The sequence below is a fragment of the Amnibacterium sp. CER49 genome, from assembly GCF_029846255.1.
Lineage (GTDB): Bacteria > Actinomycetota > Actinomycetes > Actinomycetales > Microbacteriaceae > Amnibacterium.
Window position 1 is genome coordinate 1,098,986 of the sequence record NZ_JARVWQ010000001.1, and the last position, 26,121, is coordinate 1,125,106.

Consider the following 26,121-nt stretch of genomic DNA (forward strand, 5'->3'; position numbering starts at 1 on the left):
TCTGTTCGTGATCAGAGGTCAGGACCGGCCGACGACCGGCTCGACGAAGGTCTCGGTCCCCGGTGCGAACGCCTGGAGGAAGTCGAGGTCGCATCCCTCGGGCGCCTGGGTGACGTGCCGCTGGTACAGCGCGACCCACCCGCGCACGTGCGGGGTCGGCGCCGGCCGCCAGGCCGCGCGACGGCGCTCGAGCTCGTCGTCCTCCACCTCGAGGTCGAGGCGTCCTCGGGGGACGTCGACCGCGATGACGTCCCCGGTCCGCACCAGGGCGAGGGGACCGCCGACCGCCGCTTCCGGCGCCACGTGCAGGAACACGGTGCCGAAGCTGGTCCCGCTCATCCGGGCGTCGCTCACCCGGACCATGTCGGTGATCCCCGCTTCGGCCAGCTTCTTGGGGATCGGGACCATGCCCCATTCGGGCATGCCGGGACCGCCGACCGGACCGGCGCCGCGGATGACGAGCACGCTGTCGGGCGTCACCTCGAGGTCCGGATCGTCGACGCGGGCGCGCATGTCCTCGTAGCCGTCGAACACCACCGCCGGTCCCCGGTGCACGAGGAGCCGCTCGCTCGCCGCCGCCACCTTGATCACGGCCCCGTCGGGTGCGAGGGACCCCCGGACGACGGCGAGGCCGTCCGGCGACCCGGCGACGTCGGCGATCGGGCGGATCGCGGCGCCGGCCGGCGCGGCGTCCTTCGCCGCCTCCCCGAGCGTGCCGCCCTGCACGGTGCGGGTGGACCGGTCCAGCGTGTCGCCCAGCGCATGGACCAGCGCGGGCACCCCGCCCGCCGCATGGAAGTCCTGGGCGAGGCCCCTGCCGATGGGCTGGACGTCGGCGACCACCGGGACGCCGGAGAGCGCGCCGGCGATCGTCGCCTGCGACAGGCGGATACCGGCCCTGCCCGCGATCGCGGCGATGTGGACCACCGCGTTGGTGGAGCCACCGCACGCCGCGACGACCTTCAACGCGTTCTGCAGCGACGCCTCGGTGACGAGCTCGCGGGGGCGGATCGGGTTCCTGGCCCGCTCGACCGCGAGCCTCCCCGCCGCGTTCGCAGCGCGCAGGCCGAGCGGCTCCCCCGCCGGGATCGTGGACGCCCCCGCCAGCGTGAAGCCGAGCGTCTCGGCGACGATCGCCATGGTCGTCGCGGTGCCCATCACGTTGCAGGCGCCGAGCCCGCAGGAGTAGCAGCGCTCGAAGGACTCCCACTGCTCGTCCGTCATGCGACCCGTTCTGCGGTCGTCCAGCGCTCGCCACAGATCGGTGCCGGAGGCCAGCCGCTCACCGCGGTAGAGCGGCGCGGGGCGCGCCCCGCCGAGCATCAGCACCGTGGGGACGTCGGAGCTCGTCGCGCCCATGATCGCGCCGGGGATCGTCTTGTCGCAGTTCGCCGTCAGGACGAGGGCGTCGATCGGATAGGCGCGGACCATCTCCTCGACCTCGATCGCGAGCAGGTTCCGGTAGAGCATCGCGGAGGGCTTCATGAGGTCCTCGCCCAGCGAGATCGTGGGGAACACCACCGGCACCCCGCCCGCGTCGATGACCCCCTGCCGCGCCTCCTCGATCTGCTCCCTCATGGACGAGTTGCACGGGTTCAGGTCGCTGATCGTGTTGCTGATCCCGACCACGGGACGCCCGGACTCGACGGCGAGCCCCACCGCTCGAAGCGCCGCCCGGTTCTGGATCCCGACCTCGTCGGGGGCGTCGAGCCACCTGCTGCTGCGGAGGCCCGACACGGGCGCGATGCGCTCAGCCATCGGAACGCCCCGGGTTCATCACCGACGCGAGGCTGAGGCCGCCGTCCGAGACGATGACCGCTCCGGTCGTGACGAGGTTCTGCGGCGAGGCCAGGTGCAGGACGTCACGGGCCACCTGGGCGGGCAGCAGCGTGCGTCCGAGCGGGATCGCCGCCTCGGTGCGCTGCTTGAGCGCCGGGTCCTGCTCGAGCAGGGCCTTCGACAGGCCTGCCTCGACGATGCCGGGAGCGACCTCGTTGACGAGGATGCCGTCGGCGGCGTGGTCGAGCGCGAGGGTCTGCGTCAGCATGCGCAGGCCGGCCTTGGCGACGGAGTACGCGCCGATGTGCGGGTGCGGCGCGTGCGCCGCCCACGACCCGATCGTCACGACCCGCCCCCGCACCCCGCCCCGGATCATGGCGCGGATGACGGCACGGGCCGGGAAGAAGGCCGCGTCGAGGCAGGCGCCGAGCACGCGGTGCCACTCCTCCGGCGAGGTGTCGACGAGTCGAGCGTTCCCCGACACGCCGGTGGACAGCACGCCGATCGTCGGGACGCCCCACTCCTGCACGACCGACGCGACCCACTCCTCGGTCGCACGGGGATCGGTGAGGTCGACCAGGTCGAAGCGGTACCGGCCGGAAGCTCCGCCGGGGTCCTCCTCGGTCGACGGACGAAGGTCCGCGCCGGCGACAGCGACGCCGCGGGCGAGCAGCTGCTCGACGACCTCGCGACCGATGTCGCCGGCCGCGCCGGTGACGACTGCGACCTGATGGCCCCAGCCGTCGTCGTGGGCGCCGCTCACGCGAGCGGGGCCTCGCGGCCGGGATCGATCCCGATGCCCGCGGTCAGGGTGCGGGGATCGGGCACGTGCAGCCATGCGCCGCCCTGCGCGATGGACTGCTCGGAGATGATGCCGGGCAGCGTCATCTCGAGCGCACGGTAGATGTCGATCGGCGGCTTCGTGCCGTGCTCGATCGCGGCCAGGAACTCGAGGAACGGCCACGCGTCCGAGCCCCAGTGCCCCGACCCGCCGTGCTCCACGCGGTAGGCATCGGGCAGGAACCGGTCCGCGTAGGACATGAGCGGCTCCCAGGTGTCGCGCGGGGACTGCCCCTCGAGGTAGACGCGGGGCTGGTCCCCCATGCCGCGCCCGGACTCGTAGGCGCCCGCCGTGCCCTGGATGGCGTAGTAGTCGTAGAGCTCCGGCCGGTTCGAGAGCAGGTCGAGGCGCGTCCGGAGCAGCGCGCCCTTCCGCGTGCGCGCCAGGAGGGTGACCGAGTCCTCCATCTCGTGCTCGGGGTCCGTCCACCGGCCGGTGCCGACGCAGCTGAGGGAGACGATGCGGTCGTCCATCCACTCGAGCAGGGGGCCGAGACTGTGCGTCGGGTAGGTGATCCCGTTGCGTCCGACCTGCCAGAAGTAGCGCCATGTCGGCTCGCCGGACGCCTGCCGGTGGAAGCCCTTCATCTCGTGGAGGTACTCGGCCTCGCCGTGGTACAGGTCACCGAACAGCCCCTCACGGGCCATGGCGCGCACCACGAGGTTCTGCCGGGTGTAGCCGTAGTTCTCCGCGAGCATGTAGACGGCGCCCGACTCCCGCGCAGCCGCGAGGAGCTGGTCCACCTGCTGGAGGCTGACCGCCGCCGGCACCTCGCTCAGCACGTGGACCCCCGCGCGGAGCGCATAGGCGGCCTGCGGGGCGTGGTACTGCTGCGGCGACGCGAGCACCAGCAGATCGCAGGCGTCGACGGCCTCCTCGAACCTCGAGAAGCGCTCGGCGGCCCCGTACTCCGTCGCGAACGCCTCCGCCGCCTGGGGCGACGGGTCGAACACGCCGTGCAGGCGGACGCGGTCGCCGGCCGACCGCAGGGCGGCGATGTAGCCGCCGCCCCGCGACGCCCCGGCGATCCCGACGCGAAGAACCTTCTTGCTGAGACTCATCGTGCATTCCCCTTTCGACCCTTGTGCCCGGACAGCGCGGAGAAGACCGCCGACCAGCGTCGACGGTGGTCCTCATCGAGGTACTCGGGCACGAACCCGAGACCGAGGTAGGTCGCGAGGGCGGGCAGCCGCACGTCGTCCGTCTCGAGGATCACCCCGCCGATGCCCATCGCGTCGAAGTGCGCGACGACCTGCTCGACGACCACGCGTCCGAGCCGCTGCCCGCGCTTCTGCGGCGACACCCCGACCCAGTGCACGTAGCCCAGCCCGGGGAACTTCTCAGCGCTGCGCGCCGACGCCGTCGCGACGAGCCCGTCCTCGTCCTCCACGACGAAGACCGCGAGCACGTCGGCGGCGCGCGTCAGCTCGCCCTGCACCCGCTCCGCCGACCACGTCGGGTCGTCGAACGACTCACCCAGCAGCCGAGCGAGTGCGGCCTCGTCGGCCTCGGTGGCGCGCCGGACGGCACGTCCCTCGTCGGTCACGCTTCGGGCCGCTCCTTCTGGCAGGAGCATGGCTAGTTGCGACATGGCAATTCCATTCAGTGAAAGTGGTTCTGCGCTCAGTGGAACTTACCAGCGATCGCAGTGCGTCGCCAGAGCGCCCTGCCGACGGGCCCTGCCGGGCGCGGCTCAGAACCCGGCGCCGGCTGCGCGGTTCGCGGGACGGCCGGGGACCTCGACCCGGGCGGTGAAGATCGCTCCGGCGTCGGGACCGTCCGCATCGCCCTGCGCCGTCGTGATGTACATCGTGCGGCCGTCCGCACCGGCCAGCGCGAGCGACGTGACGAACGGCGTCGGCACCTCGACCGTCGCCAGCAGACGCCCGCCGGACGAGTAGCGGCGGACCTCACCGGCACCCCAGACGGCGATCCACAGCGCGCCCTCGGCGTCGACCATCAGCCCGTCGGGGAGGCCGTCCTGCACCCGGAACGCGATGCGCCATCCGGTCGGCTCGCCCGAGCGCAGGTCGTAGTCGGCCGCCCACACGTCTCCGGGCACGGAGTCGACGAGATACATCCGAGCACCGTCCGGAGACCAGTCGAGGCCGTTGGTGTGGTGCAGGTCTCGGCGCACCGCGCGGGGCGACCCTCCTTCGACCGATCGATAGAGCCCCTCGTCGTCGAGGATCCGACCGTCGGTCACGCTGCCGACGAAGAAGCGCCCCTCGGCGTCGCAGGCGCCGTCGTTCGATCGCCGCCCCTCCCCGCGAAGGAAGGACGGTCCCCATCGGACCCGACCGTCGGGAGCCAGCCGCGCAAGGCGGGTGCCGGCGGCGAGGAGGAGGCCGCCACCGGCGATCGGGACGACCGCGCTCACCGGGCAGTCGAGCGTCAGGTCCGCGCGGGGCAGGAACTCGGGCCCCTCGAGTGCGGCCGAGTAGACCTCGCCACGAAGGATGTCGACCCAGCGCAGGCGACGACCCTCCGCATCCCAGAGGACCCCCTCACCCAGCTGGTAGCGGTCGTCGGACACCCGTTCGGCGCGCAACGCCCCCATGTCGGACCTCCTCGCCCGGCTGCGCCCTGCCGGGACGCGCCCTTCCCGCTCCGGAGGCGCCCCGAGGCACACGTCCCGGACGATCGCCGCCCACCGCTGCCGTGATGCACGGCGACGCGGAGGGGCGTACCCGGGCCGCACGCAGGCAGCGGACTCGCAGCACTCGGCGCTCATTGTTACGTATCAGAGCTGACCTCGGCTACCACCGTCCACGCGCTCCCAGCGCGCGGTCCACCTCGCGCGTCGAACAGCCGGAACCCGCTCGCCGGGCTCCGCGCGGCACCGGTGCCGGGCCCGCATTCAGGATGCGCGCACGCCGTTCCGGTGATCAGTACGCTCGCGGCGGCAGAGGGAGCGGTGTGCGGTGAAGGACGAAGCCGGCCGGGTGGTCGGGGCAGACCGGGTGCTCGCCGTGCTGGCCGAGCTCGCCCACCATGCCGACGGCATCGCCCTCGACGACCTCGCCGCCCGGGTCGGCAGTCCCAAGTCGACCGTGCATCGGGCGCTCGCAGCGCTGCGTCGTGCCGGCTTCGCCGCCCAGCCGCGGCACGGCTGGTACCGCATCGGCGACGAGTTCCTCCGGCTCGCGTACGAGCACCAGGCCGCGCGACCCGAGAGCGCCCGCGTCGAACCGGCGCTGCAGCAGCTCTCCCAGCACTTCGGGGAGACGGCCCACTACGCCGTGCTCGACGGGAGCGACGTCGTCTACCGGGCGAAGGTGGATCCGCCCGCCGGTTCCGTCCGCCTCACCTCGGTCGTCGGCGGCCGCAACCCGGCGCACCGCACGGCCGTCGGCAAGCTGCTGCTCAGCGAGCGCCTGAGGAGCGAGTCCGACCTGCGCACGTGGCTGGCGGGGCGCTCGCTCGAGCCGCGAACGCCGAGCTCCATCACGACGGTGAGCGCCCTGTGGGCGGAGCTCGAGCTCACCCGCGAGCGCGGCTACGCGACGGACGACCAGGAGAACGAGGTCGGCATCAACTGCGTCGCCATCCCCGTGCCCCCGGGCGCGCTCCCCGCTCGCGACGGTGCGATCAGTGTCAGCGCCCTCGCGTTCAGGCATCCCCTCGCACAGCTGGTCGAGGAGCTGCCGACGATGCGCGAGATCGTCGACCGGGCGCTGGGGAGCGCTCAGTAGGTCGCCCGGCCACCGCTGATGTCGTAGATCGCGCCGGTCGAGAAGCTGACCTTGTCGGAGGCGAGCCACGCGACGAGCTCCGCGACCTCCTCCGCGCGTCCGACCCGCTTCATCGGGATCAGGCTCGTGATGTGGGCGAGGGCTGCCGGCTCGGTGGACGCGTTCATGGGGGTCGCGATCACGGCGGGCGCGATCGCGTTGACCAGGACCCCGGTCGTCGCGAGCTCCTTGCCGGCGGACTTCGTGAGACCGATCACGGCGGCCTTCGAGGCCGAGTAGATCGACAGGTTGGGGTTCCCGTCCTTGCCCGCCATGCTCGCGAAGTTGACCACGCGGCCCCACCCGCGCTCGACCATGCCGGGGACGAAGGTCCGCATCATCGCGACGGTGCCGAGCACGTTCACCTCGAGCACCCGCCGCCACTCCTCGGCCGTCGTCTCGACGAGCGGCTTGCCCGGGCCGACGATGCCTGCCGAGTTGATCACGACATCGACCTCGCCCACCGCCCCCGCGGCGTCGGCGAGCGCCGCGCCGTCGGTGACGTCGACGAGGACGTCCGCGTCGCCCGCGATGTCGAAGGTGACGACCCGCAGGCCGTCCTGCCTCAGGCGGGTGGCGGTGGCGGCGCCGAGGCCGCTCGCTCCCCCGGTGATCACAGCGGTCCTCATGTCAGTGCTCCTTCGTTGCCGAGCGGGGCGCGACGACCCGCTGCTTCTGCCGGCCGAGCCCGTCGATGCCGAGCTCCATCACGTCGCCCGGTTGCAGCCACACCTGCGGGTCGAGGCCCATCCCGACCCCCGGAGGGGTGCCGGTGTTGATCAGATCGCCGGGCTCGAGGACCAGGAACTGGCTGAGGTAGTGCACGACGAAGTACGGGTCGAAGATCATCGTGGACGTCGACCCGGTCTGCCGCCGCACCCCGTTGACGTCGAGCCACATGCCCAGCGCGCCGACATCGGGAACCTCGTCGGGGGTGACGAGCCAGGGGCCCGCGGGGTTGAAGGTCTCGGCGCTCTTACCCTTCGACCACTGGCCGCCGCGTTCGATCTGGAAGGCCCGCTCGCTCACGTCGTTGACGACCACGAACCCCGCGATCGCGTCCCGTGCCTCGTCGACCGAGTCGAGATAGCTCGTGCGTCTGCCGATGACGACGCCCAGCTCCACCTCCCAGTCGGTCTTGCTGGATCCCCGCGGGATCCGCACGTCGTCGTCCGGCCCGATGAGGGTGTTCGGGGATTTCGTGAACAGGATCGGCTCGGCCGGAACGGCCTGCCCCGTCTCGGCGGCATGGTCGCTGTAGTTGAGCCCGATGCACAGGATCTGGTGCGGCCGAGCGATGGGGGCTCCGATGCGCTGCCCGTTGAGCTCGCGCACCCCGACCCCCCACTCGATCCGCCGGGGGGCGACCTCACGGAGCCGCTCGATCCCGCCCGAGCCGAAGAACTCCTCGTCGAAGTCGCGGACGATGTCCGACACGTCGAGGTACGCATTCCCTTCGAGCAGCAGGCCGGGCTTCTCGGCCCCAGCGGGGCCGACACGAAGAAGTCTCATCACACACCCTGAATCGTTCGGCGTCCGGCGAGCGGGGCTGTCCCGAGGGGACCGGGGCGGCGAGCAGTGCGCCCTGACGCGTGGTCCCGCCTGGTCGCCAGCGCGCCTGCAGTACGCGGCTATGCTAGAAGAGGTTTCAGTTATCTGAGCACCATTCCAACTATAGGAAGAAGTGGTCACGCGGTGAGGGCACCGGCCCCCGGGGCCAGAACGGGAGACGTCCAGTGACTCGCCCCCACGACAGCACGACCCTGGCACCCGTTCCGCCCGCGCTGCTCGCGGCGCTCCGGCTCGCCTGCGCCGGCGGAGTCGCCGCCCGCGCGACCGATCGGCTCTCGTCCGCGCACGACGCCTCGCACTACCTGCTGACGCCCCGGGCCGTGGTCTCCCCCGCCTCCCCCGAGGAGGTCGGGGCGGTGCTCGCCACCTGTCGCGCCCACCGCGCTCCCATCACCTTCCGATCCGGCGGCACCAGCCTGTCCGGTCAGGCGAGCAGCGATGGCGTGCTCGTCGACACGCGCCGGCACTTCCGGCAGGTACGGGTGCTCGACGAGGGCGTCCGCGTCCGCACGGGGCCCGGCGCGACCGTGCGATCCGTGAACGCCCGCCTCGCCCGGTACGGCAGGAAGCTCGGTCCCGACCCGGCGAGCGAGATCGCCTGCACCATCGGCGGCGTGGTCGCGAACAACTCGAGCGGCATGGCGTGCGGGACGGAGGCCAACACCTACCGCACGCTCGAGTCCGCGGTGCTGGTCCTGGCGAGCGGCCTCGTGCTCGACACCGGTGAACCTTCCGCGGACGCGCGGCTCCGGGCAGCGGAGCCGGCGCTGCACACCGGGCTGGCGCGCCTGCGCGACCGCGTGCGAGCGAACGCCGACTCCGTCGCGACGATCCGGCGCCTCTACGCCATCAAGAACACGATGGGCTACGGGCTGAACTCGTTCCTCGACCACGACGAGCCCGCCGCGATCCTCGAGCACCTCGTGATCGGCAGCGAGGGCACGCTCGCATTCGTGGCGGAGGCGACCTTCCGGACCGTGCCGGTGCGGCCGTTCGCCGCGACCGGGCTGCTGATCTTCCCCGATCTCGCCGCCGCCACCGTGTCGCTGCCCACCCTCGTCGCGGCGGGCTTCGCGACGATCGAGCTGCTGGACGCCGCGAGCCTCCGGGTGGCGCAGCGCGACCACGAGGCCCCCGACGCCCTGCGCGCGCTCGAGGTCAGCACGCAGGCCGCTCTGCTCGTCGAGTACCAGGAGGACTCCGAGGAGGCGCTGCAGCAGCGCCTGCTGCAGGCGCGCGAGCTCCTCGGTCGTCTGCCGCTCGCGAGCCCGGGATCGCTCAGCACCGACGCCGCGCAGCGGGCCCAGCTCTGGCACATCCGGAAGGGGCTCTACACCCTCGTCGCCGGAGCACGCCCGTCGGGCACCACCGCGCTGCTCGAGGACATCGCGGTCCCGGTCGACCGGCTCTACGAGACCTGCATCCGCCTCACCGAGCTGTTCGACCGGCACGGGTACGAGGAGAGCGTCATCTTCGGTCACGCCAAGGACGGCAACCTCCACTTCATGCTCAACGAGCGCTTCGACCGGCCCGAGCTGCTCGCCCGCTACGAGGCCTTCACCGCGGACATGGTCGAGCTCGTGCTCGCCCAGGGCGGCACCCTGAAGGCCGAGCACGGCACCGGCCGGGTGATGGCGCCCTTCGTGCGCCGGCAGTACGGGGACGAGCTCTACGAGGTGATGCAGGAGGTGAAGGCGCTCATCGACCCCGACGGGCTGCTGAACCCGGGCGTCCTGCTGAACGAGGATCCGGGGGCCCACGTCCAGGGGCTGAAGACGACGCCGACCGTCGAGGTCGAGGTCGACCGCTGCGTCGAGTGCGGCTACTGCGAGCCCGTCTGCCCCAGCCGCGACCTGACCACCACACCCCGCGAACGCATCGTGCTCCGGCGCGAGATGGCCCGGGCCGAGGCCGCCGGCGACACCGGGCTGCTCGCCACCCTCCAGGACGAGTACGAGTACGACGCGGTCGAGACGTGCGCGGTCGACGGGATGTGCCAGACGGCATGCCCCGTGCTGATCAACACCGGCGATCTCGTCCGCCGGCTCCGCGGCGACTCGGTCGGTCGCGTCGAGCAGCGCGGCTGGAAGGTCGCCGCCGACCACTGGGACGGGGTCTCCCGTGTCGGGGGCGTCGCCCTCAGCGCGGCCCGCGCCGTCCCTGCCCCCCTGCCGGCGGTGGCCACCACGCTCGCTCGGGCGGTGCTGGGCGCCGACACGGTGCCCAGCTACTCGCACGACCTGCCCGGTGGCGGGCCACGGCGGCCGAGGCTGACGACCCCCGACGCGGACGCCGTCTACTTCTCGAGCTGCACCACCACGATGTTCGGCGGCGTCGACGGCGAGAGCGTCGGCGAGGCGTTCCTCCGCCTCTGCGAGCGCGCGGGCGTGGAGCTCGCCACCCCGGCCGACCTGCCGTCCCTCTGCTGCGGCACGCCCTGGAAGTCGAAGGGGTTGACCGATGGCTACGCGGCGATGAGGTCCAGGGTCCTCGCGTCCCTGCACGAGGCGACCCGCGGAGGGGCCCTTCCCGTCGTCTGCGACGCGTCCTCCTGCTCGGAGGGCCTCGAGATCCTGCTGGACGGGGCGAGCGAGGCGGGCATCCGCGTGATCGACGCCGTCGCCTTCGTCGACGAGGTCGTGCTGCCGCGGCTGCCGCGCAGCACGAGGCTCCCCTCCCTCGCCGTCCACCCCACCTGCTCGTCCACGCGCCTGGGCCTGAACGACGCGCTCCTCCGGGTCGCGGCCGCGTGCGCCGAGCAGGTGGTCGTCCCGGACGACTGGAGCTGCTGCGCCTTCGCCGGCGACCGGGGGATGCTCCACCCGGAGCTCACGGCCTCGGCGACGCGGCGCGAGGCCGCCGAGATCGTCGCGACCGAAGCAGCCGGGCATGCTTCTCTGAATCGCACCTGCGAGCTCGGCATGACCCGCGCAACGGGCCAGCCGTACCGGCACGTCCTCCAGGTGCTCGACAGCACGCTGCCGGCCGTCGGCGCCGCCGGGGACTCCGCCCGCGCGCGTCGGCGCTGACGCCACCGTTCCGCCTGCGCGGCGTCCTGCTCCGACGAACGGCGCCCGCTGACGCCGTGGCCGCGGCGCCCGGCGTCCGTCCGCCGCTCCTCGGGCCGGGGCCCACGCGCCGGACCGCTCACCGTCGCCGGTGAGCGGTCCGCTGCGCCTTCGGGGAGGGTCCCGACCGGTGATCCCGGGTCTCAGCCGCGCGCGCCGCGCTTCCCGTCGATCGCTCCGTCCTAGGCCCCGAGCTGCGGGTCGCTCGTCAGCGGATGGCCGTTCTCGAGCCGGCCCGCCAGCTCGCGGAGGAACCGCGGGTCGCCCGTCGACGTCACGGTGAGGTCGTACCACCCGCCATGGGTGGGGATGACGAGCGTCCGCGTCCCGCCCGCGCCCACGGACAGCTCCTCCGAGCTCCCCCGGTAGGCGTCCTTCACCCTGAGCGAGACGGCGGCCGACCCGGTGTTCTCGATGCGGAACCGGACGTTCGGCGAGCTGCCCGCCGGGGTGACCGTCGCGCGGATGTCGGCTGCACCGGTCGTGCCGGCGAGCCGGCGGTACCAGCCGGCCGGCCCGTGCATCTGCACGTCGTACTCGGCGCCCAGCGGCCAGGAGGCGTCGAGCGAGGCGCCGGCCCCGATCGTGTACGAGTAGGGGCCCTGCGGCAGGAGGTCCGACCGCACCTGCACGTGTGCGCCGAGCGAACCGGGGTTCGCGAACCGCACGGAGAGCACCGCTCCCGTCTTCGTGGCGACGGCGTCGAGCGCGTAGCCGAGCGGGCGGGACGGCCGCGTGCCACGCTCCTGCGACGGCATGCTGTTCACCGCCGGCGGGGTCGGCACGTAGCTGTCGTGGCGTTCGTGGTCCGTCGGCGCGTAGGACGCCGTCGGCGGCAGCGCCGGCGCCGCACCTCCGGTGGCGGCGAAGTCGAAGGCGCTCGTGAGGTCACCGCAGACGGCGCGTCGCCACGGCGTGATGTTCGGGGACCGCACGCCGAACCGCTTCTCGAGGAACCGGACGATCGAGGTGTGATCGAAGGTCTCGGAGCACACCCAGCCGCCCATGCTCCAGGGGGAGATCACGAGCATCGGGACCCGGACGCCGAGACCGAAATGGCCGGGGACGTCGCTGCTGCCGTAGGCCGTGGGCGTGCCGTCGTACCACTCGCCCGCGGTGGACACCGTGGACGCCCCCGGGATGCGCGGGGTGTTCGGGTGCGGCGGGACGACGTGGTCGAAGAAGCCGTCGTTCTCGTCGTACATGAGGAACACGGCCGTCTTGCTCCACACGTCCGCGTTGGACGTCAGGATGTCGAGGACGTTCGCCATGTACCACGCGCCGAAGTTCGGCGGCCAGTTGGAGTGCTCGGTGTAGGCCTCCGGCGCCACGATGTACGACACCTGGGGCAGCTTCCCCGCGGCCACGTCCCCGCGGAGGATGCTGAAGAGGTCCCCGCCGGCCGCCGCGTCGGTGCCGGTGCGCGCCTTCTCGTAGAGGGCGCTCCCCGGCTGCGCCTCCTGGTACTGCTTGAAGTAGAGGAGGGAGTTGTCGCCGTAGTTGCCGACGTAGGCGTCGCCCGTCCACCCCCAGTAGCCGTTCGCGTCGAGGCCGTCGCCCACGTCCTGGTAGACCTTCCACGAGACGCCGGCCTTCTCGAGCTGCTCGGGGTAGGTGCCCCACCAGTAGCCCTTCTCGTCGTTCCACAGGTCCGGGCCCCCGCCGGTGCGCTCCGGGTCGTCGCCGCCCGTGAACATGTAGTAGCGGTTGGGGTCGGTGGGGCCGAGCACCGAGCAGTGGTACTGATCGCAGACCGTGAAGGCGTCCGCCAGCGCGAAGTGGAACGGGATGTCCTGGCGGCCGTAGTAGGCCATCGTCGCGTCGGACTTCGCGGGCAGCCAGCGGTCGTACCTGCCGCCGTTGAAGGCCTCGTGGGTCATCTTCCACGAGTGGTCGAGGTCCTCCATGAACTGCATGCCGAGGTTCGGCGCGGTCGGCCGGTAGGGCAGCACGTCCCGCGTCCCGTTGTTCTGGTGGAAGGCGCTCCTCCCGCTGGGGAGGAGCGCGGGGTGCGGGTCCGCGAAGCCGCGCACGCCACGCAGCGTGCCGAAGTAGTGGTCGAACGCCCGGTTCTCCTGCATGAAGACGACGACGTGCTCGACGTCCCGGATCGACCGCGTCGCGCGGTTCGCGGGGATCGTGGCTGCCCGCGCGACGCTCTGGCCGAGCATGTCGGCGATCGCGGCGCTCGCGACACCGGCCCCCGCGACCTGCAGGAAACGACGACGATCCATCTCACCCATGAGGTGCTCCCAACTGCTCGTGCCGCGTCCCGAGGCGGTCCTGCCCACCGCGGCCGGACGGAGCGTTCCAGCGGCAGGTGAACCGCAGGTATGGCGGCGGCGAACAGGAGCTCGCCGGCCCCGATGGGTCATGCGCACCGTCGATCCGCCCGCTGCCCGTTCATCGACGCCGGGGAGACGCGCGGGCGGCCGAGTCGGGCGACTCGGTGCGGCTGATGGACCGGTGCACGACACGAGGCGTCCACGGGGAGCGAGCACCGTCCGTTCGGCGTGTCGTCACCGCTTCGTCATCGTGCTCTTGCGTCCCGGTTCCGTGCGCAGCGTGGCCTGAGGCCGTCGATCCCTTACGCAGGAAGGCCCCCATGCCTCGATCACCCCGTACCCGCCGCACCCTCGCCGGTGCCGCCGCCGCGGCAGGCGTCGCAGCCCTCGTCGTCTGCGGGGCGAGCCCGTCGAACGCCGCGCCGCCGACGAACGGCGCCGCGACGCCGATCCAGCACCTCGTCGTGATCTACCAGGAGAACGTCTCCTTCGATCACTACTTCGGGACCTACCCGAAGGCCGCGAACACGGACGGGCAGCCGTTCTCGGCCGCGTCCGGCACGCCCGCGTCGAACAACTTCCTGCAGCAGCCCGGGCTGCTCACGGACAACCCGAACCGGCGGACCGACGACCCCTCCGCGCCCGCCAACCCGCGGCGGTACAGCGCGAGCACCGTGAACGACCTGCTCACCTGCGACCAGGACCACGACTACACCGACGAGCAGAAGGCCTTCGACGGCGGGCTGATGGACCGGTTCCCCCAGACGGTCGGCGCCGCCCCCGGGAAGAAGTCGCCGGAGGGGAGCAGCTGCAACCCCAACGACGTCATGAACTACTACGACGGCAACACCGTCACCGGGCTGTGGAACTACGCGCAGCGGTACGCGATGAGCGACAACTCCTACGGCACCACCTTCGGCCCGTCCTCGCCCGGCGCGATCAACCTCGTGTCCGGGGACACCGGCGACGTGGACATGAGCCACACCGCGGGCACCGTGTCGACGGGCGTGCACGGCGACGTCGTCCCGAACGGCAAGGGCGGGTACTCGCTGATCTCGGACGCGCAGCCGTACTGGGACGACTGCTCCACCCGTGACGCGGTGGCGATGCAGGGCCAGAACATCGGCGACCTGCTGAACGCCAAGGGCCTCTCGTGGGGCTGGTTCCAGGGCGGGTTCCGGCCGAGCACCTCCTACGCGACGGCGGCACCGGGCCAGCCCACGTCGACCTTCACCCCCGACCAGTTCAAGGGCCGGTTCTCCAGCACCGCTGCCCACCAGAGCGACCAGGGCATCTGCAACACCTCCCACCCGGTGGGCTCGGCACTCCCCGGCGCCATGCAGGGGACGGGCCAGTACGGGTACAAGGACGACTACATCCCGCACCACGAGCCGTTCCAGTACTACGCGTCCACGGCGAACCCCCATCACCTGACCCCCGCCACTGACGCGAGCGGCCACGACACCCTCGCCGCGCTCCGGACGATCGGCACGGACACGCAGTCGTACGTGGGCGGGAAGCCGCAGTTCGACACCCCGAACCACAACTACGACACGAGCGACTTCGCGGACCTCGTGGGCGCCATCACGCGTGGCGACCTGCCCCCGACCGCGCTGCCGGCGGTGAGCTTCCTCAAGGCTCCGGGCTACCAGGACGGCCACGCCGCCTACTCCGACCCGATCGACGAGCAGCGCTTCGTCGTGAACGAGATCAACGCGCTGCAGAAGTCGCCGGACTGGAAGAGCACCGCCGTCGTCATCGCCTACGACGACTCCGACGGGTGGTACGACCACGCCTACAGCGGCGTCACCAACCCCTCGAACACCGTCGCAGACGCCCTCACCGGGCCGAACGCGTGCGGGGACTCCACGTCCCGGACGCCGCTCGGCGGCGAGCAGGGCCGCTGCGGCTACGGTCCGCGGCAGCCGCTGCTCGTGGTCTCGCCCTACTCGCGGACCAACGCGATCGACCACACCCTGACCGACCAGTCCTCGATCCTGCGCTTCGCGGAGGACAACTGGGGCCTCGGGCGGATCGACGACGGCTTCGACGCGACCGCGAACTCCCTGACCGGGCTGTTCGCGTTCCCCACGGCGAAGGCGACGGGCGATCAGTACCCGTACGGTGACGCCCCGAACAAGGGCCAGTACCTGCTCGACCCGCAGACCGGCCGGCCGGTCTCGGTGGGCTGACCCGGACCGGCCGCGGATCCGGAGGAGGAGGGCGGGGCGCGGGGCGCCTCGTCCTCCTCCTCCGTATGTGCCGGGAGGGCGCGGCGCCGCTTCGTTCTCAGAACCGGGCGCGATCAGCGCCGTTCGGGGAAGGAGCCCTCCGCTCGGATCCGGTCGTTCAGCAGGCGCAGGAACTCGTCCTCGTCGAAGTCGAGCGGCACCTCCCGGCCGAGCCAGCTGGACAGGTGGATGGCGTTGGCGAGGCGCACAGCGGCGATGCCCTCCGCGCCCGGAGCGAGCAGCGGCGTGCCGTCGAGGATGTGCGCGGCGAAGTTCTCGAGCACCGCCGCGTGCTGATCCCCCCACGCGGAGTCGAACTCGAGCACCTCCGTCGCCAGGAACCGCTGGGTGTCGAGCTCGCCCGTGAAGAGCCGACGCACGTCGTCCGGGCCCATCCCGTCGCTGAGCTCGCGCTCCGGCCGGGTGAGCCGGGTCACGGTCGCGGTCCGGCCGCCTTCGACGACGATCCTGCCCGCGTCGCCGAGGATCTCGAGCCGATCCGTCCCGACGAGGTCGTGGGTCGCGGTGATGAAGACCCCGGTCACGCCGTCGCCGTGGTCGGCGACGACCGTCACCTCGTCCTCCACCGCGATGTCGCGCCGGAACCCGTACGCGACCTTCGAGAACACCCGCTGCGGGACCCCGCACAGCCACTGCCAGAGGTCGAGCTGGTGCGGCGCCTGGTTCACGAGCACGCCGCCGCCCTCGCCGCCCCACGTCGCTCGCCACGCGCTCTGGTCGTAGTAGCCCTGCGGCCGCCACCAGGTGGTGATGATCCAGCTCGACCGGCGGATCGCCCCGATCCCGCCGGAATCGAGGATCTCCTTCAGCCGCCGGTACAGCGGGTTGGTGCGCTGGTTGAACATGATCGCGAACGCCAGCCCGGGCTTGCTGGCGGCGAACGCGTTCAGCTCCGCGACCTGCTTCGTGTAGACGCCGGCGGGCTTCTCGACGAGCACGTGCACGTCGCGGGCGAGCGCCGCCATCGCCACCTCGGTGTGGAGGTAGTGCGGCACGGTCGTGACGACCGCGTCGACCTCGCCGCTGTCGAGCAGCGCGAGGTGGTCGTCGAAGAACGGCACGGCGCCGAACCGCTCCTCGACGAGCGCGGCCTTCGTCCGGTCCGTGTCGGCGACGGCGCCGAGCACCATCCCCGGCACCCGGCCGGCTGCGACGAGACCGGCGTACATGCCGCCCTGCGCGCCGAACCCGATGATGCCGAGCCGTACCGCGTCCGTCATGCCCCACCGCTTCCTGCCGCGGCCGTCTCCCGGTCCGGGAAGGCCTGGTCGTAGAGGTCCTGGATGATGTCGAGGGAGCTCCGCGCGGCTCGCGGATCGATCCAGAACGGCCGGCCGGAGTCGAGGCCGTCGTAGAAGTCGCGGATCAGCAGCTCGTGCGACACGCCCCAGTACGCCCGCTCGCCGACCGCCGCGCCCCGCTCGTGGACGCGGTCGACCTGCCCGTCCTCGTACGTGACGGTGAGGTCGCCGCGGAGCACGAGCATCGCCCGCTCCGTGGTGATCTCGATCGAGACCGGCGCGTTCACCACGTGCGAGAGGGTCGCGAACACGGTGCTCGTGGCGCCGCCGCGGTGGCGCAGCACGAGGTCGGCGGTGTCCTCGACCTCGATCACGTCGCCGAGCAGCCGTGTCGCGGCGCCCCCGACCACGCGGTCGACGTCGCCGAGCAGCCACTGCAGCAGGTCGATCGTGTGGATGGCCTGGTTCATGAGGAGGCCGCCCCCGGCCGTCGCCCAGCGCCCGCGCCACGGGCGGTCCCGGTAGTAGTCGGCGTCCCGGTGCCAGAACACCGTCGCCGAGGCGCCGAGCACGGCGCCGAGCGCACCGCCCCTGAGCAGCTCGTGGACTGCCTGCACCGGCGCGTTGTAGCGGTTCTGGAAGCAGACGGCGACGCGGGTGGCAGCGCGGTCGGCGGCGTCCAGAAGGCGCGTCGCGGCAGCTCGGTCGTGCGCGACCGGCTTCTCCAGCACGACGTGCGCGCCGGCGTCCAGGGCGGCGATGGCGAGGTCGGCGTGGGTGACGTGGGGGGTGCAGACGTGCACGACGTCGGGACGGACGGCCGCGAGGAGGTCGCGGTGGTCGGCGTAGCCGGGCACCTGCCAGGACGTCTCCGCGGCGGACCGGCGGCCCTCGTCCGGATCGCAGACGGCGACGAGCTCGGCGTCCGGCATGGCGGCGATGGCAGCGAGGTGGACCGCGGAGATGTCCCCGCAGCCGAGCACGGCCACGCGACGGAGGGCCGCGCTCATCGCGCCACCACGCCGAGCTCGGCGAGCAGGCCGGAGAAGGCGCGGGCCGCGGTGCCGAAGGCGGCGGGGCCCGAGAAGCCGCCGAGCTCGGAGGTCTCGTCGAGATGGGGCTCGAGCGAGGCGAACCCGGCGTAGCCGTCGTCGCGGAGCGCGGTGAGCGTCTCGCGCAGCTCGCCGTCGCCCTCGCCGACCGGCACGACGACGCCGGTGGCGGCGACCGCGTCCTTCACCTGCAGGTACTCGAGGAACGGTTTGAGCGCCGCGTAGCCCTCGGTGAACGGCCGCACGCCGACCTGGACGAAGTTCGCGTTGTCCCAGGCGAGGCGCAGCGCCGAGGAGCCGACGGATTCGACGATGTCGAGCACCCGGCGCGGCACGTCGCCGTAGATCCCCTTCTCGTTCTCGTGGAGCAGCACGATCCCCTCCCGCTCGGCCTCGTCGGCGAGCAGCCGCATCCGGGTCAGCACCGCGTCGCGCACGTCGTCCGCCTGGGTACCGGCGCCGGGATAGAACGAGAAGATCCGGATGAAGGGCGTGTCGAGGGCTCGCGCGACGCGGATCACCCGCCGCAGGCGGTGCACCTCGAGCTCCGGGGCGAGCGACACCTCGACCTTGCCGATGGGCGACGCGACGGCCGAGACCGACATGCCGCGCTCGAGCAGCAGCACCCGGAGGCGCTCGACCTGCTCGTCGTCCAGGTCGACCACGTTCACGCCCCAGGCGCTGCGCACCTCGATGTGCCGTGCGCCGAGGGCCTGCAGCACCGCGATCTGGATCCGCGGATCGGGATCGATCTCGTCGCCGAACCCGGAGAGGGTCCAGGCGTGGGCCGGCGTGTCGCTCATCGTCGCTCCTTCAGAACAGGGAACCGAAGCCGAGGGCCTCGAGGTTGTGGTGGGAGGTCGTCAGGCACTCGTACGGGGTGCGGCCGTAGCGCTCGTCCTGCTCGACGAGCAGGTACTCGGCGCCGATCTCGAGGCTGGTGGGCACGATCGCCGCGAAATCGAGGTTCCCCTCCCCCACCTCCCCGAACTGGACGACGCCGGCGAAGGCGGCCTGGAACGCGGCGGTGTCGCCGGCGGCGAGCGCCGCGGCCGCCTCCGGCGGCAGGGCACCGATCCGGTAGTCCTTCAGGTGGACCATCGCCACGCGCTCCCCGTACCTCCGGAGCGTGGCGACGGGGTCGAGACCCCCTCGCTGCACCCAGTGCACGTCGATCTCGAGGCCGACGTCCGGTGCCCGGTCGACGATGACGTCGAGCAGGTGGCGGCCCTCGTGCTTCGCGAACTCGACGTGGTGGTTGTGGTGGCAGAGCCGGATCCCGTGCTCGGCGAGCCGCACGGCCGCCGCGTTGCTGCGATCGCAGAAGTCGAGGAGGGCCGGCAACGAGGCCATCGCCTCGAGCGGCGGCATGCCGATGCGGATCATCGAGCTGCCGAGTCGTTCCGCATCGCGGACGATCTTGTCCAGATCGTCGGTGAGCGATTCGCCGCCCGGTCGCGCCGTCAACGACGCGGACAGGGCGGCGACCTCCACGCCGAGCTCGTCGCGGGCGCGGGCGAGCTCGTCGACGTTCGCCGGCGTCATCGGGATCTGGGAGACCTCCACGGCCCGGTAGCCGATCGCGCGGACGCGCCGGAGCGTCTCGAACGGCCCGTGCTCGGCGAACTCGTCCTTCAGCATCATCGCCTGGACACCGATCCGGGTCATGCGGCTCCTTCGCTCGGGAGGCACCGGGGTGCCGCGCCGACGGGAGCGGGGCGGCAGGGGCGCGGTCGGCGGGGCGGTCTCACGAGCGCCGGAGCCCCGCGACCTCCGCCACGAAGCCCGCGTCGCGCGCGAGCGCCGGCGAGACGTCGGCGAGCACGGACTCGGGCGCCCCCGCCGGAGGGCGGTCGGCCGCGTCGAGCAGAGCGGCGACGACGAACGCGCAGGCGGATGCGGGACGCCCCGCCGCGAGCTCGGCTTCGGCGACCGGCGCGACCCGGAGCCGGACCTTGCGCTCGCTGTCCTCGGCGATCTGGGCGAGCCGGTGCTCGATGCGGGGGTTGTCGAACCGCTCGAGCAGGCTGCGGCGGTAGCGCTCGACATCGAGCGACGCGGGGAGGTGGCGCGCGGCCTCGTCCCAGAAGCGCTCGACCGCGGACCGGAGGACGGGATCGCGGACGGCGCTCGCCACCGTCGCATGTCCCCTCGGCGGACCGGCGAGCGCCAGCAGGGTGTGCGCGCCGTTCAGGAGCCAGAGCTTGCGGCGCTCCCACGGCTCGATGTCGTCGACGAAGCGCGCGCCCGCGTCCTCCCATGCGGGGCGTCCGGCGGGGAACGCCCCGCTCAGCACCCAGTCCGAGAACGGTTCGGTGATGACGGGGGCGGCGTCCCGCCACCGGGCGTGGGCGTTGAAGGCGGCCACGTCGGCGTCCGTCGTCCGCGGCGTGATGCGGTCCACCGACGTGCTCACGTACGCGACCGCCTCGGCCACGTACGCGGCGAGCACGTCGTCCACCGCGCGGCCCGCGCCGAGCACACCCCGGCGGGCGAGGTCCCCGTTCGCGGGGATGTTGTCGCACGGCACGACGGCGAGGGGTCCCGCTCCTGCCCTCCGGCGGCCCTCGAGCCCGGCGAGCAGGCGACCGATCGTCGTGGTCGGCGCGAGCACGCCGAGCGGGGCGCCCGCGCGGATGGCCGCGCGCAGCGCCGCCACGTCCGCGGCGAGCCCGTCGTCGTCGAGGTCCGGGTCGCCGTCGGGACGCGATCGGTACCCCGCCTCCGTCACGGTGAGCGTCACGACCGCGACCCTGGGCCGGCTCAGCAGGTCGACCAGCCGCGCGGTGTCCGCGCCGTCGGCCGCTTCGACGAGACTGCCGACCACCTCGTCGCGGTCCCGCTCCGGCCCCCGCTCGATGAGCGTGTAGAGGCCGTCCTGCTCGGCCAGCACCGCGGCCGCGTGCGGGCGGCGCCCGGTGAAGGCCGCGATGCCCCAGTCCGCGGCGTCGTGCGCGTGGGTGGTGTACCAGGCCTGGTGCGCCCGGTGGAAGGCGCCGAGCCCGAGATGCACGATCCGGACCGGGGCGGCGGGGAGCGGCACCACGGTGCGGGAGAGCCGAGGCGACCCGTTCATCGTGGGCCGCCGAGCTTGAACGTGCGCCGCGGGACGTCGTCGACGAGCGCCCGGGCGATCCGCTCCGCGGTGGGGAGGTCGATGCGTCCCTCGCGCACGGAGCGGGCGAGGAACCCGCTGTCGGCCCGCCGGGCGGCGTCGTGCCGGGCGGGGATCGACAGGAACGCGCGGGTGTCGTCGATGAAGCCGGAGGTGCGGAAGAACCCCGCCGTCTCGGTGATCGCGGACCGCCACCGCTGGATCGCGTCGGGCGCGTCGAGGAACCACCACGGTGCACCGATGAAGACGCTCGGGTAGAAGCCGGCGAGCGGCGCGAGCTCCCGGGAGTACACCGTCTCATCGACGGCGAACAGGACGAGGTGGAAGCCGGGCTCGAGCCCGTAGCGCTCGAGCAGGGGGCGCAGGCCCCGCGTGTACTCGGTGGCGACCGGGATGTCGTGGCCCGTGTCGGGCCCGTAGGCGGCGAGCGTCGCCGAGCTGTGGTTGCGGAGCACGCCCGCGTGCAGCGTCATCACGAGCCCGTCCTCGACGGACATCCGTGCCATCTGGAGCAGCATGTGGCCGCGGAACGCCCGCCGGTCGGCGGGCCCGGCATCGCCCGCACGGACGCGATCGAACAGCGCCGACGCCTCGGCCGAGTCGAGGTCGAGCGTCCACGGCTCCGCGACGCCGATGTCGAGGGAGACCGCGCCGTGTGCCAGGAAGTGCTCGCGCCGCTGCTGGAGGGCGCGCAGGTAGCCGTCGAAGCGCTCCCGCTCGCCGGTCTCGCCGAGGAGTCGGTCCACCGCGTCCGGGAAGCCGATCGCGTCCGGGTCGAGGTAACGGTCCGGACGGAAGGTCGGCAGCACCCGGCCGCGGAACGCCGGGTCGGCTCGAAGCGCGGCGTGGGCGGCGAGGTCGTCGAGCGGGTCGTCGGTGGTCGCGAGCACCTCGATGCGGAAGCGGTCGAACAGGGCCCGCGGGCGGAACGCCGGCTCCGCGAGCCGGGCGGCGATCTCGTCGTGGATCCGGTCGGCGGACGCGGCGTCGACCGTCTCCTCGATGCCGAACACCGTCGCCAGCTCGTCGCGGATCCAGTAGGCGGACGCGGTGCCGGCGAACGAGTCCGCGTGCTCCGCGAAGATGCGCCAGACCTCGCGCGGGTCCGCCCCGCTGCCGACGCCGAGGGCGGGGAGACCCACACCATGGGCGTGCAGCAGGCGGGTGACGTAGTGGTCGCGCGTGATGAACAGCTCGGCCGGGTCCCCGAACGGGCGGTCCTCGAGCAGCAGCCCGGCCGGGACGTGCCCGTGCGGCGACAGGATGGGCGCCTCGGCCACGGCCGCGTAGAGCTCACGTGCCACCGCTCTGGTGCCGGGGTCGGCCGGGAGGAGCCGGTCCGGGTCGAGCGTCGTCACGGGCTCGGCGCCTCGGCGCCGCCGCGGGGAACGCACTCGTCAGGAGCTCGGGTCATGGTCCCCCTTGCGTGCGGTTCGAGGAGCCTCCATGCTCGCAGACCGCCGGGACCGCCACCCCGGATCGCGCAGGCGGTGCGCACGCCCCGCCGAGCCGTCCGCACCTGAGCGCGTCGATGCCCTCAGCGACGCGGCACCCGACGATCCGTCAGCCTCGCTGGCGCGCTCCGCACTGGGAGCAGTGCCATGACCGCCGACCGATGTGGTCGATGCGGCGCTGCATCAGACCGCGGCACCGCTTGCAGTCGCGCCGGCTGTAGGAGTCGGTATCGAAGACCGCAGCCTCAGAGGTCATGTCGACCTGCTCACTCGAGGTTTGCAACCTCGATATCAGACCCCGGAACGGCTCACGGAGCGTCGCTGATCGCGAATCGTCGTCGAGGCCGACTGTCGAGCCGGGGTTGCCGCGAACGTAGCGCCGCGCGGACGTCCGCAGGGCCGATCAGCCGGAATGCGCAGAGCGCCTGCGCCTGCGGTTCGCTCTCCGGCCAAGGACGCGATGTCGCGCGACGGCGCTCGAGGTCAGCCGCCGGCGTCGACGTCGCCGGGGAGAGCATCGGTGGTGATGTCGAACTGGGCCATCTGCGCCACCATGTAGGCCACCGCGTCGGCGTTGTCGGGTTCCGGCAGCACGGAGTGCGTCGACTCCAGGGTCAGCGCGGTGCCCGAGTTCAGCACGAAGGTCGCGACGACCTCGTCGCCGTCGACGCCGATCGCCCTCAGCTGCACGGTGTCCCCGGATCCCAGGCGGGCGACGTGCGCGGCGTACTCCGCGAGCGTGTCGGCCGCCCCGTCGCCGACGAGCAGCGACTTCTCGACCGCGGTGACGTGCTTCACCGCGTGCTCCAGGCGGGATGGGTCCGCACCGTCCGGACCCCGGGGAGCAGGACGGTGTGCCCGTCCTCGCCGGTCACGATGAGGCCGGTCGATCCGGCGGCGGAGGCGGCGAGCCGCTGGAGCCACTCCTCGTTGACGCTCGGCACCCGGGATCCCGTGAACCGGAAGTAGACGGGGCTGCCCGGCGTGAGCCAGAGCGATCCGCGGCCCTCGTCCGCGTCGGCGGCGGAGAGCCACGTCATCAGGAAGCTCTCGCCCCGGCGGAACTTCTGCACCACGACGATCTGCAGGTGCGTCAGCAGCCTGTCCTCGATGTCCAGCGCCGCGCCGTCGTACAGCAGGGTACCCATCACGCCCCCAGCTGAACAGGCCGTGTTTCCGGCCTCTCGAGTCGAGAGGTGCTCGCTGCGAGCGAGGGGGCCGATGGCCGTTCTCCTGGGCCGATGATCCGCCCTCCGCACCTCCTTGTCGAGTGGCCGTTCAGGTTGCGGGGGTGATTGCCAGCACCGCGAGGCGCCTGCTCCGCTCAGGGGGTGTGGATGGTGGAGTGGATCGGCCGCACCGGCCTGCCCTGCACGTCCTCGACCATCAGCCCGGTGCGGCTCGCCGCCCCGGCGTTCAGTCGCGCGATCCACGCGCGGTCGATCTCGGGCAGGTGTGCGTCCGCGAACTCGAAGCGCACCGGAAGCGCGGCGTCGATCCAGATGGCGGTGCGGCCGTCACCGTCGGCGAGCGCATCGAGCCAGCCGACGAGCACGCTCTCCCCCCGCCGGATGCGCCCGACGATGACGACCTGCAGGTGCGCCAGCGTGCGGTCGTCGAACTCGATCCGCGCCCCGTCGTACAGCAACGCGCCCATGCGGCGACTCCGTCCAGCAGCGAGCGCCCGGGCGCGGCCGGCCCCGGCGCGATCACGCACACGATGACGGGTCGGAGGGGTGCCCGCAACCTCGGCGCCTCGACGCCGCACCGCCGGCCGTACGCTCCCGGCATGGCACGCAGGGCCTTCCCGCTGGACGTCGGCACCGAGGCGTTCGCCCCGTTCCTCGGCGAGTGGCTGACGGCGGGTTCCCACGGCATGCTCCCCGGCGTCGCGCTGCACGGGCGGGCGTCGATCGACCGCCTCGAGCCGGCCGGGTTCCTGCGCATGCGCTCGAGCATCGCGGAGGACGTCGGCATCCCGGAGGGCGTCGCCGTGCTCGGCACCGACGGCGACTCGGGACGCGCCGTGCTGCTCCACCACGACCAGCGCGGCGTCACGCGGATCTACGAGGCCGCCGTGGACGGGCGGGTGCTGCGGTGGTGGCGCGACGCCCCGGGCTTCGCCCAGCGGTACACCCTCACCGCCGCCCCGGACGGCCGGACGATGACGGGTGCCGGCGAGCTCTGCCGAGACGGCTCGACCTGGGAGCGGGATCTCGACCTCGTCTACACGCGTCTCGAGGTCTAGGAAGCGCGCAGCCGCGCTGCGCGGATCGAGGCCGAGCACGAGCGGCGCAGCGGCTGCTCGTTAGGGTCGGAGGGCCATGGAGGTCCTGCTGCCCGCCGCCGCCGCTGGGCGGGACCGCTGAGCGAGCCGCGGACCCGGTCGGAGGTCCTGCTCGTCGTGGCCGCCGCGGTGTGCGCCGCGGTCGGCGGGTTCGACCTCAGCGGGGTGAACATCGCGCTGCCGCTCATGGCCTCGGCCTTCCGGGTGCCGCCGGCCACCGTGCAGTGGGTCTCGATCGGCTACCTGCTGCCCATCGCGGCGCTCGCGCTGCCGGCGGGCCGCTGGCTCGACCTCGTCGGGCGGCGCCAGGCGCTCGTCACCCTCGTGACCGGGTTCGTCGTGACGAGCGCGGCGGCGGGCGCCGCGCCCTCGTTCGCGGTCCTGCTCGTCGTGCGCATCGCCCAGGGCGCCTTCGGCGCCGGCCTCTTCGCCGTGACGCCGATCGTCGCGTTCGAGTCCGTCCGGCCGGAGCGCCGAGGAGCCGCGGTGGCCGCGCTCTCGGCGATCGGCGCGGCGGGCGGTGTGGCGGGTCCGTCGCTCGGCGCCTTCGTGACGCAGCTGCTCGGCTGGCCGTGGATCTTCTGGTGCGGCATCCCGGTGCTGCTCGCGACGCTGCCGGTGTTCGTGCGCCGTCTGCCGGCGGGAGCGCCGCTCGTCGTGCCGTCGCGCGCGCTGCTCGGTGAGGCCGCGCTGCTCGCGGCGGCCGTCAGCGCGGTGCTGCTCGGGCTCACCTTCGCCGCGGATCGCGCGCCGGCCTGGGGCCTGCTCGCCGTCGCCGCGGCGCCCGCGCTGCTCGCCTGGCGGCGGCTGCATCCCGACTCCCCCGTGATCGCGCTCGTGCGGCGGCCCGGCTTCTCCCCCGCGGTGGTGTCGCTCGCGTCGCTCGCCGCCAGCGTGCTCGCCGCCCAGTACCTGCTCGCGTTCCTCGCCGAGCGCACCCTCGGCCTCAGTCCCGTCGCCGCCGGCGCCGCGCTACTCGCCCTGCCCGCGGCCACGATGCCGTTCTCGATCGTCGGGTCGGCGCTCGCGCGGCGCATCCGGCCCGAGCGGGTGTCCGCGGCGGGATTCGTGCTGCTCGCCGCCGGGATCGCGTCGGGCGTCGTCGCGGGGAGCCTCGGCGCCCTCGTCGCCGCCGCGCTCCTCATGGGCGCCGGCCAGGGGCTGTCGAACCCGCCGGCCACCTTCCTCGGCATGTCGTTCGCGGGCACCGAGCACGGCGGCTCGGCGGGGGCCGCGATGAGCTTCCTCCGGAACATCGGCTTCACGGCCGGCCCCGCCGCCGTGAGCGTCGTGTGGGCGCTCGGCGGCTACTCGCCGACCTCGCTGCGGTGGGCGCTCGGGCTCGCCGCCGCCTTCGCGCTCTTCGGCGGCCTCGTCGTGCTGCGCACCGCGCCGGCCGCGGCACGGCTCCGGGGGCACGCGGGCTGAGCGGTGGCCGCGC

Annotated in this window: 22 protein-coding genes; 5 read left to right on the forward strand and 17 right to left on the reverse strand. The window is 73.0% G+C overall.

The window, feature by feature from the left end:
* Positions 1 to 18 precede the first annotated feature (18 nt).
* The 5 genes from QDR37_RS05200 to QDR37_RS05220 all read right to left on the reverse strand — a co-directional run bounded on the left by QDR37_RS05200 (position 19) and on the right by QDR37_RS05220 (position 5,180).
* Positions 19 to 1,758, reverse strand: a complete 1,740-nt coding sequence (locus QDR37_RS05200) for a dihydroxy-acid dehydratase (protein ID WP_279712533.1) — start codon at positions 1,756 to 1,758, stop codon at positions 19 to 21.
* Positions 1,751 to 2,542 carry an SDR family oxidoreductase gene (locus QDR37_RS05205; protein WP_279712535.1) on the reverse strand — a complete coding sequence of 264 codons (792 nt, stop codon included), beginning with the start codon at positions 2,540 to 2,542 and terminating at the stop codon, positions 1,751 to 1,753. Before QDR37_RS05205 ends, QDR37_RS05200 begins: the two co-directional genes overlap by 8 nt.
* Positions 2,539 to 3,681 (reverse strand): Gfo/Idh/MocA family oxidoreductase, encoded by a 1,143-nt coding sequence (locus tag QDR37_RS05210; protein WP_279712536.1) that lies wholly within the window; start codon positions 3,679 to 3,681, stop codon positions 2,539 to 2,541. The genes QDR37_RS05205 and QDR37_RS05210 overlap by 4 nt, the downstream gene beginning before the upstream one ends.
* The gene (locus QDR37_RS05215) at positions 3,678 to 4,166 is read right to left on the reverse strand and encodes a GNAT family N-acetyltransferase (protein WP_279712537.1); all 489 of its coding nucleotides are present in this window, start codon (positions 4,164 to 4,166) and stop codon (positions 3,678 to 3,680) included. The genes QDR37_RS05210 and QDR37_RS05215 overlap by 4 nt, the downstream gene beginning before the upstream one ends.
* A gap of 147 nt (positions 4,167 to 4,313) precedes the next feature.
* Positions 4,314 to 5,180, reverse strand: a complete 867-nt coding sequence (locus QDR37_RS05220) for an SMP-30/gluconolactonase/LRE family protein (protein ID WP_279712539.1) — start codon at positions 5,178 to 5,180, stop codon at positions 4,314 to 4,316.
* Positions 5,181 to 5,544: 364 nt separating this feature from the next.
* On the opposite strand from QDR37_RS05220, the gene QDR37_RS05225 reads away from it, so the two are divergent.
* Positions 5,545 to 6,315: an IclR family transcriptional regulator gene (locus QDR37_RS05225; RefSeq protein ID WP_279712541.1), complete on the forward strand. Its 771-nt coding sequence runs from the start codon at positions 5,545 to 5,547 to the stop codon at positions 6,313 to 6,315.
* Here the strand turns inward: QDR37_RS05225 and QDR37_RS05230 are convergent.
* Positions 6,309 to 6,983, reverse strand: coding sequence for an SDR family NAD(P)-dependent oxidoreductase (locus QDR37_RS05230; protein ID WP_279712542.1), 675 nt, complete (start codon positions 6,981 to 6,983; stop codon positions 6,309 to 6,311). The two genes, QDR37_RS05225 and QDR37_RS05230, sit on opposite strands and share 7 nt — an antisense overlap.
* A 1-nt stretch (position 6,984) precedes the next feature.
* Positions 6,985 to 7,866, reverse strand: a complete 882-nt coding sequence (locus QDR37_RS05235) for a fumarylacetoacetate hydrolase family protein (RefSeq protein ID WP_279712543.1) — start codon at positions 7,864 to 7,866, stop codon at positions 6,985 to 6,987.
* A gap of 272 nt (positions 7,867 to 8,138) precedes the next feature.
* Between QDR37_RS05235 and QDR37_RS05240 the strand changes: the two genes are divergently transcribed.
* Entirely contained in the window at positions 8,139 to 10,955 is a 2,817-nt protein-coding gene (locus QDR37_RS05240; protein WP_279713558.1) for an FAD-binding and (Fe-S)-binding domain-containing protein, read from the forward strand.
* Between the two features lie 221 nt (positions 10,956 to 11,176).
* Here QDR37_RS05240 and QDR37_RS05245 read toward each other — a convergent pair whose 3' ends face one another.
* Complete coding sequence (locus QDR37_RS05245; protein WP_279712544.1) at positions 11,177 to 13,237, reverse strand: phospholipase C, phosphocholine-specific; 2,061 nt, start codon at positions 13,235 to 13,237, stop codon at positions 11,177 to 11,179.
* Positions 13,238 to 13,599: 362 nt separating this feature from the next.
* Between QDR37_RS05245 and QDR37_RS05250 the strand changes: the two genes are divergently transcribed.
* On the forward strand, positions 13,600 to 15,471 hold the full coding sequence (locus QDR37_RS05250) for an alkaline phosphatase family protein (protein ID WP_279712545.1): 1,872 nt from the start codon (positions 13,600 to 13,602) through the stop codon (positions 15,469 to 15,471).
* 113 nt (positions 15,472 to 15,584) lie between these two features.
* Here QDR37_RS05250 and QDR37_RS05255 read toward each other — a convergent pair whose 3' ends face one another.
* The 9 genes from QDR37_RS05255 to QDR37_RS05295 all read right to left on the reverse strand — a co-directional run bounded on the left by QDR37_RS05255 (position 15,585) and on the right by QDR37_RS05295 (position 24,050).
* Positions 15,585 to 16,751: a Gfo/Idh/MocA family oxidoreductase gene (locus tag QDR37_RS05255; RefSeq protein WP_279712547.1), complete on the reverse strand. Its 1,167-nt coding sequence runs from the start codon at positions 16,749 to 16,751 to the stop codon at positions 15,585 to 15,587.
* Positions 16,748 to 17,782 (reverse strand): Gfo/Idh/MocA family oxidoreductase, encoded by a 1,035-nt coding sequence (locus tag QDR37_RS05260; protein WP_279712549.1) that lies wholly within the window; start codon positions 17,780 to 17,782, stop codon positions 16,748 to 16,750. The genes QDR37_RS05255 and QDR37_RS05260 overlap by 4 nt, the downstream gene beginning before the upstream one ends.
* Positions 17,779 to 18,627: a sugar phosphate isomerase/epimerase gene (locus QDR37_RS05265; RefSeq protein ID WP_279712550.1), complete on the reverse strand. Its 849-nt coding sequence runs from the start codon at positions 18,625 to 18,627 to the stop codon at positions 17,779 to 17,781. Before QDR37_RS05265 ends, QDR37_RS05260 begins: the two co-directional genes overlap by 4 nt.
* A gap of 10 nt (positions 18,628 to 18,637) precedes the next feature.
* A complete protein-coding gene (locus tag QDR37_RS05270) occupies positions 18,638 to 19,492 on the reverse strand; it encodes a sugar phosphate isomerase/epimerase (protein WP_279712551.1) in 855 nt (284 codons plus the stop codon).
* A gap of 79 nt (positions 19,493 to 19,571) precedes the next feature.
* Positions 19,572 to 20,900 (reverse strand): mannitol dehydrogenase family protein, encoded by a 1,329-nt coding sequence (locus QDR37_RS05275; protein ID WP_279712552.1) that lies wholly within the window; start codon positions 20,898 to 20,900, stop codon positions 19,572 to 19,574.
* Positions 20,897 to 22,297, reverse strand: coding sequence for a glucuronate isomerase (gene uxaC / locus QDR37_RS05280; protein WP_279712554.1), 1,401 nt, complete (start codon positions 22,295 to 22,297; stop codon positions 20,897 to 20,899). Before uxaC ends, QDR37_RS05275 begins: the two co-directional genes overlap by 4 nt.
* A gap of 579 nt (positions 22,298 to 22,876) precedes the next feature.
* Complete coding sequence (locus QDR37_RS05285) at positions 22,877 to 23,191, reverse strand: hypothetical protein (RefSeq protein ID WP_279712555.1); 315 nt, start codon at positions 23,189 to 23,191, stop codon at positions 22,877 to 22,879.
* Positions 23,188 to 23,541 (reverse strand): ATP-dependent DNA ligase, encoded by a 354-nt coding sequence (locus QDR37_RS05290; protein ID WP_279712556.1) that lies wholly within the window; start codon positions 23,539 to 23,541, stop codon positions 23,188 to 23,190. The genes QDR37_RS05285 and QDR37_RS05290 overlap by 4 nt, the downstream gene beginning before the upstream one ends.
* Positions 23,542 to 23,717: 176 nt before the next feature.
* On the reverse strand, positions 23,718 to 24,050 hold the full coding sequence (locus QDR37_RS05295) for an ATP-dependent DNA ligase (protein WP_279712557.1): 333 nt from the start codon (positions 24,048 to 24,050) through the stop codon (positions 23,718 to 23,720).
* A gap of 132 nt (positions 24,051 to 24,182) precedes the next feature.
* Here QDR37_RS05295 and QDR37_RS05300 point away from each other — a divergent pair, with 132 nt between their 5' ends.
* Both QDR37_RS05300 and QDR37_RS05305 read left to right on the forward strand, forming a co-directional pair.
* Positions 24,183 to 24,641 (forward strand): hypothetical protein, encoded by a 459-nt coding sequence (locus QDR37_RS05300; RefSeq protein WP_279712558.1) that lies wholly within the window; start codon positions 24,183 to 24,185, stop codon positions 24,639 to 24,641.
* 156 nt (positions 24,642 to 24,797) lie between these two features.
* Positions 24,798 to 26,108 carry an MFS transporter gene (locus QDR37_RS05305; RefSeq protein WP_279712559.1) on the forward strand — a complete coding sequence of 437 codons (1,311 nt, stop codon included), beginning with the start codon at positions 24,798 to 24,800 and terminating at the stop codon, positions 26,106 to 26,108.
* Positions 26,109 to 26,121: the final 13 nt, after the last annotated feature.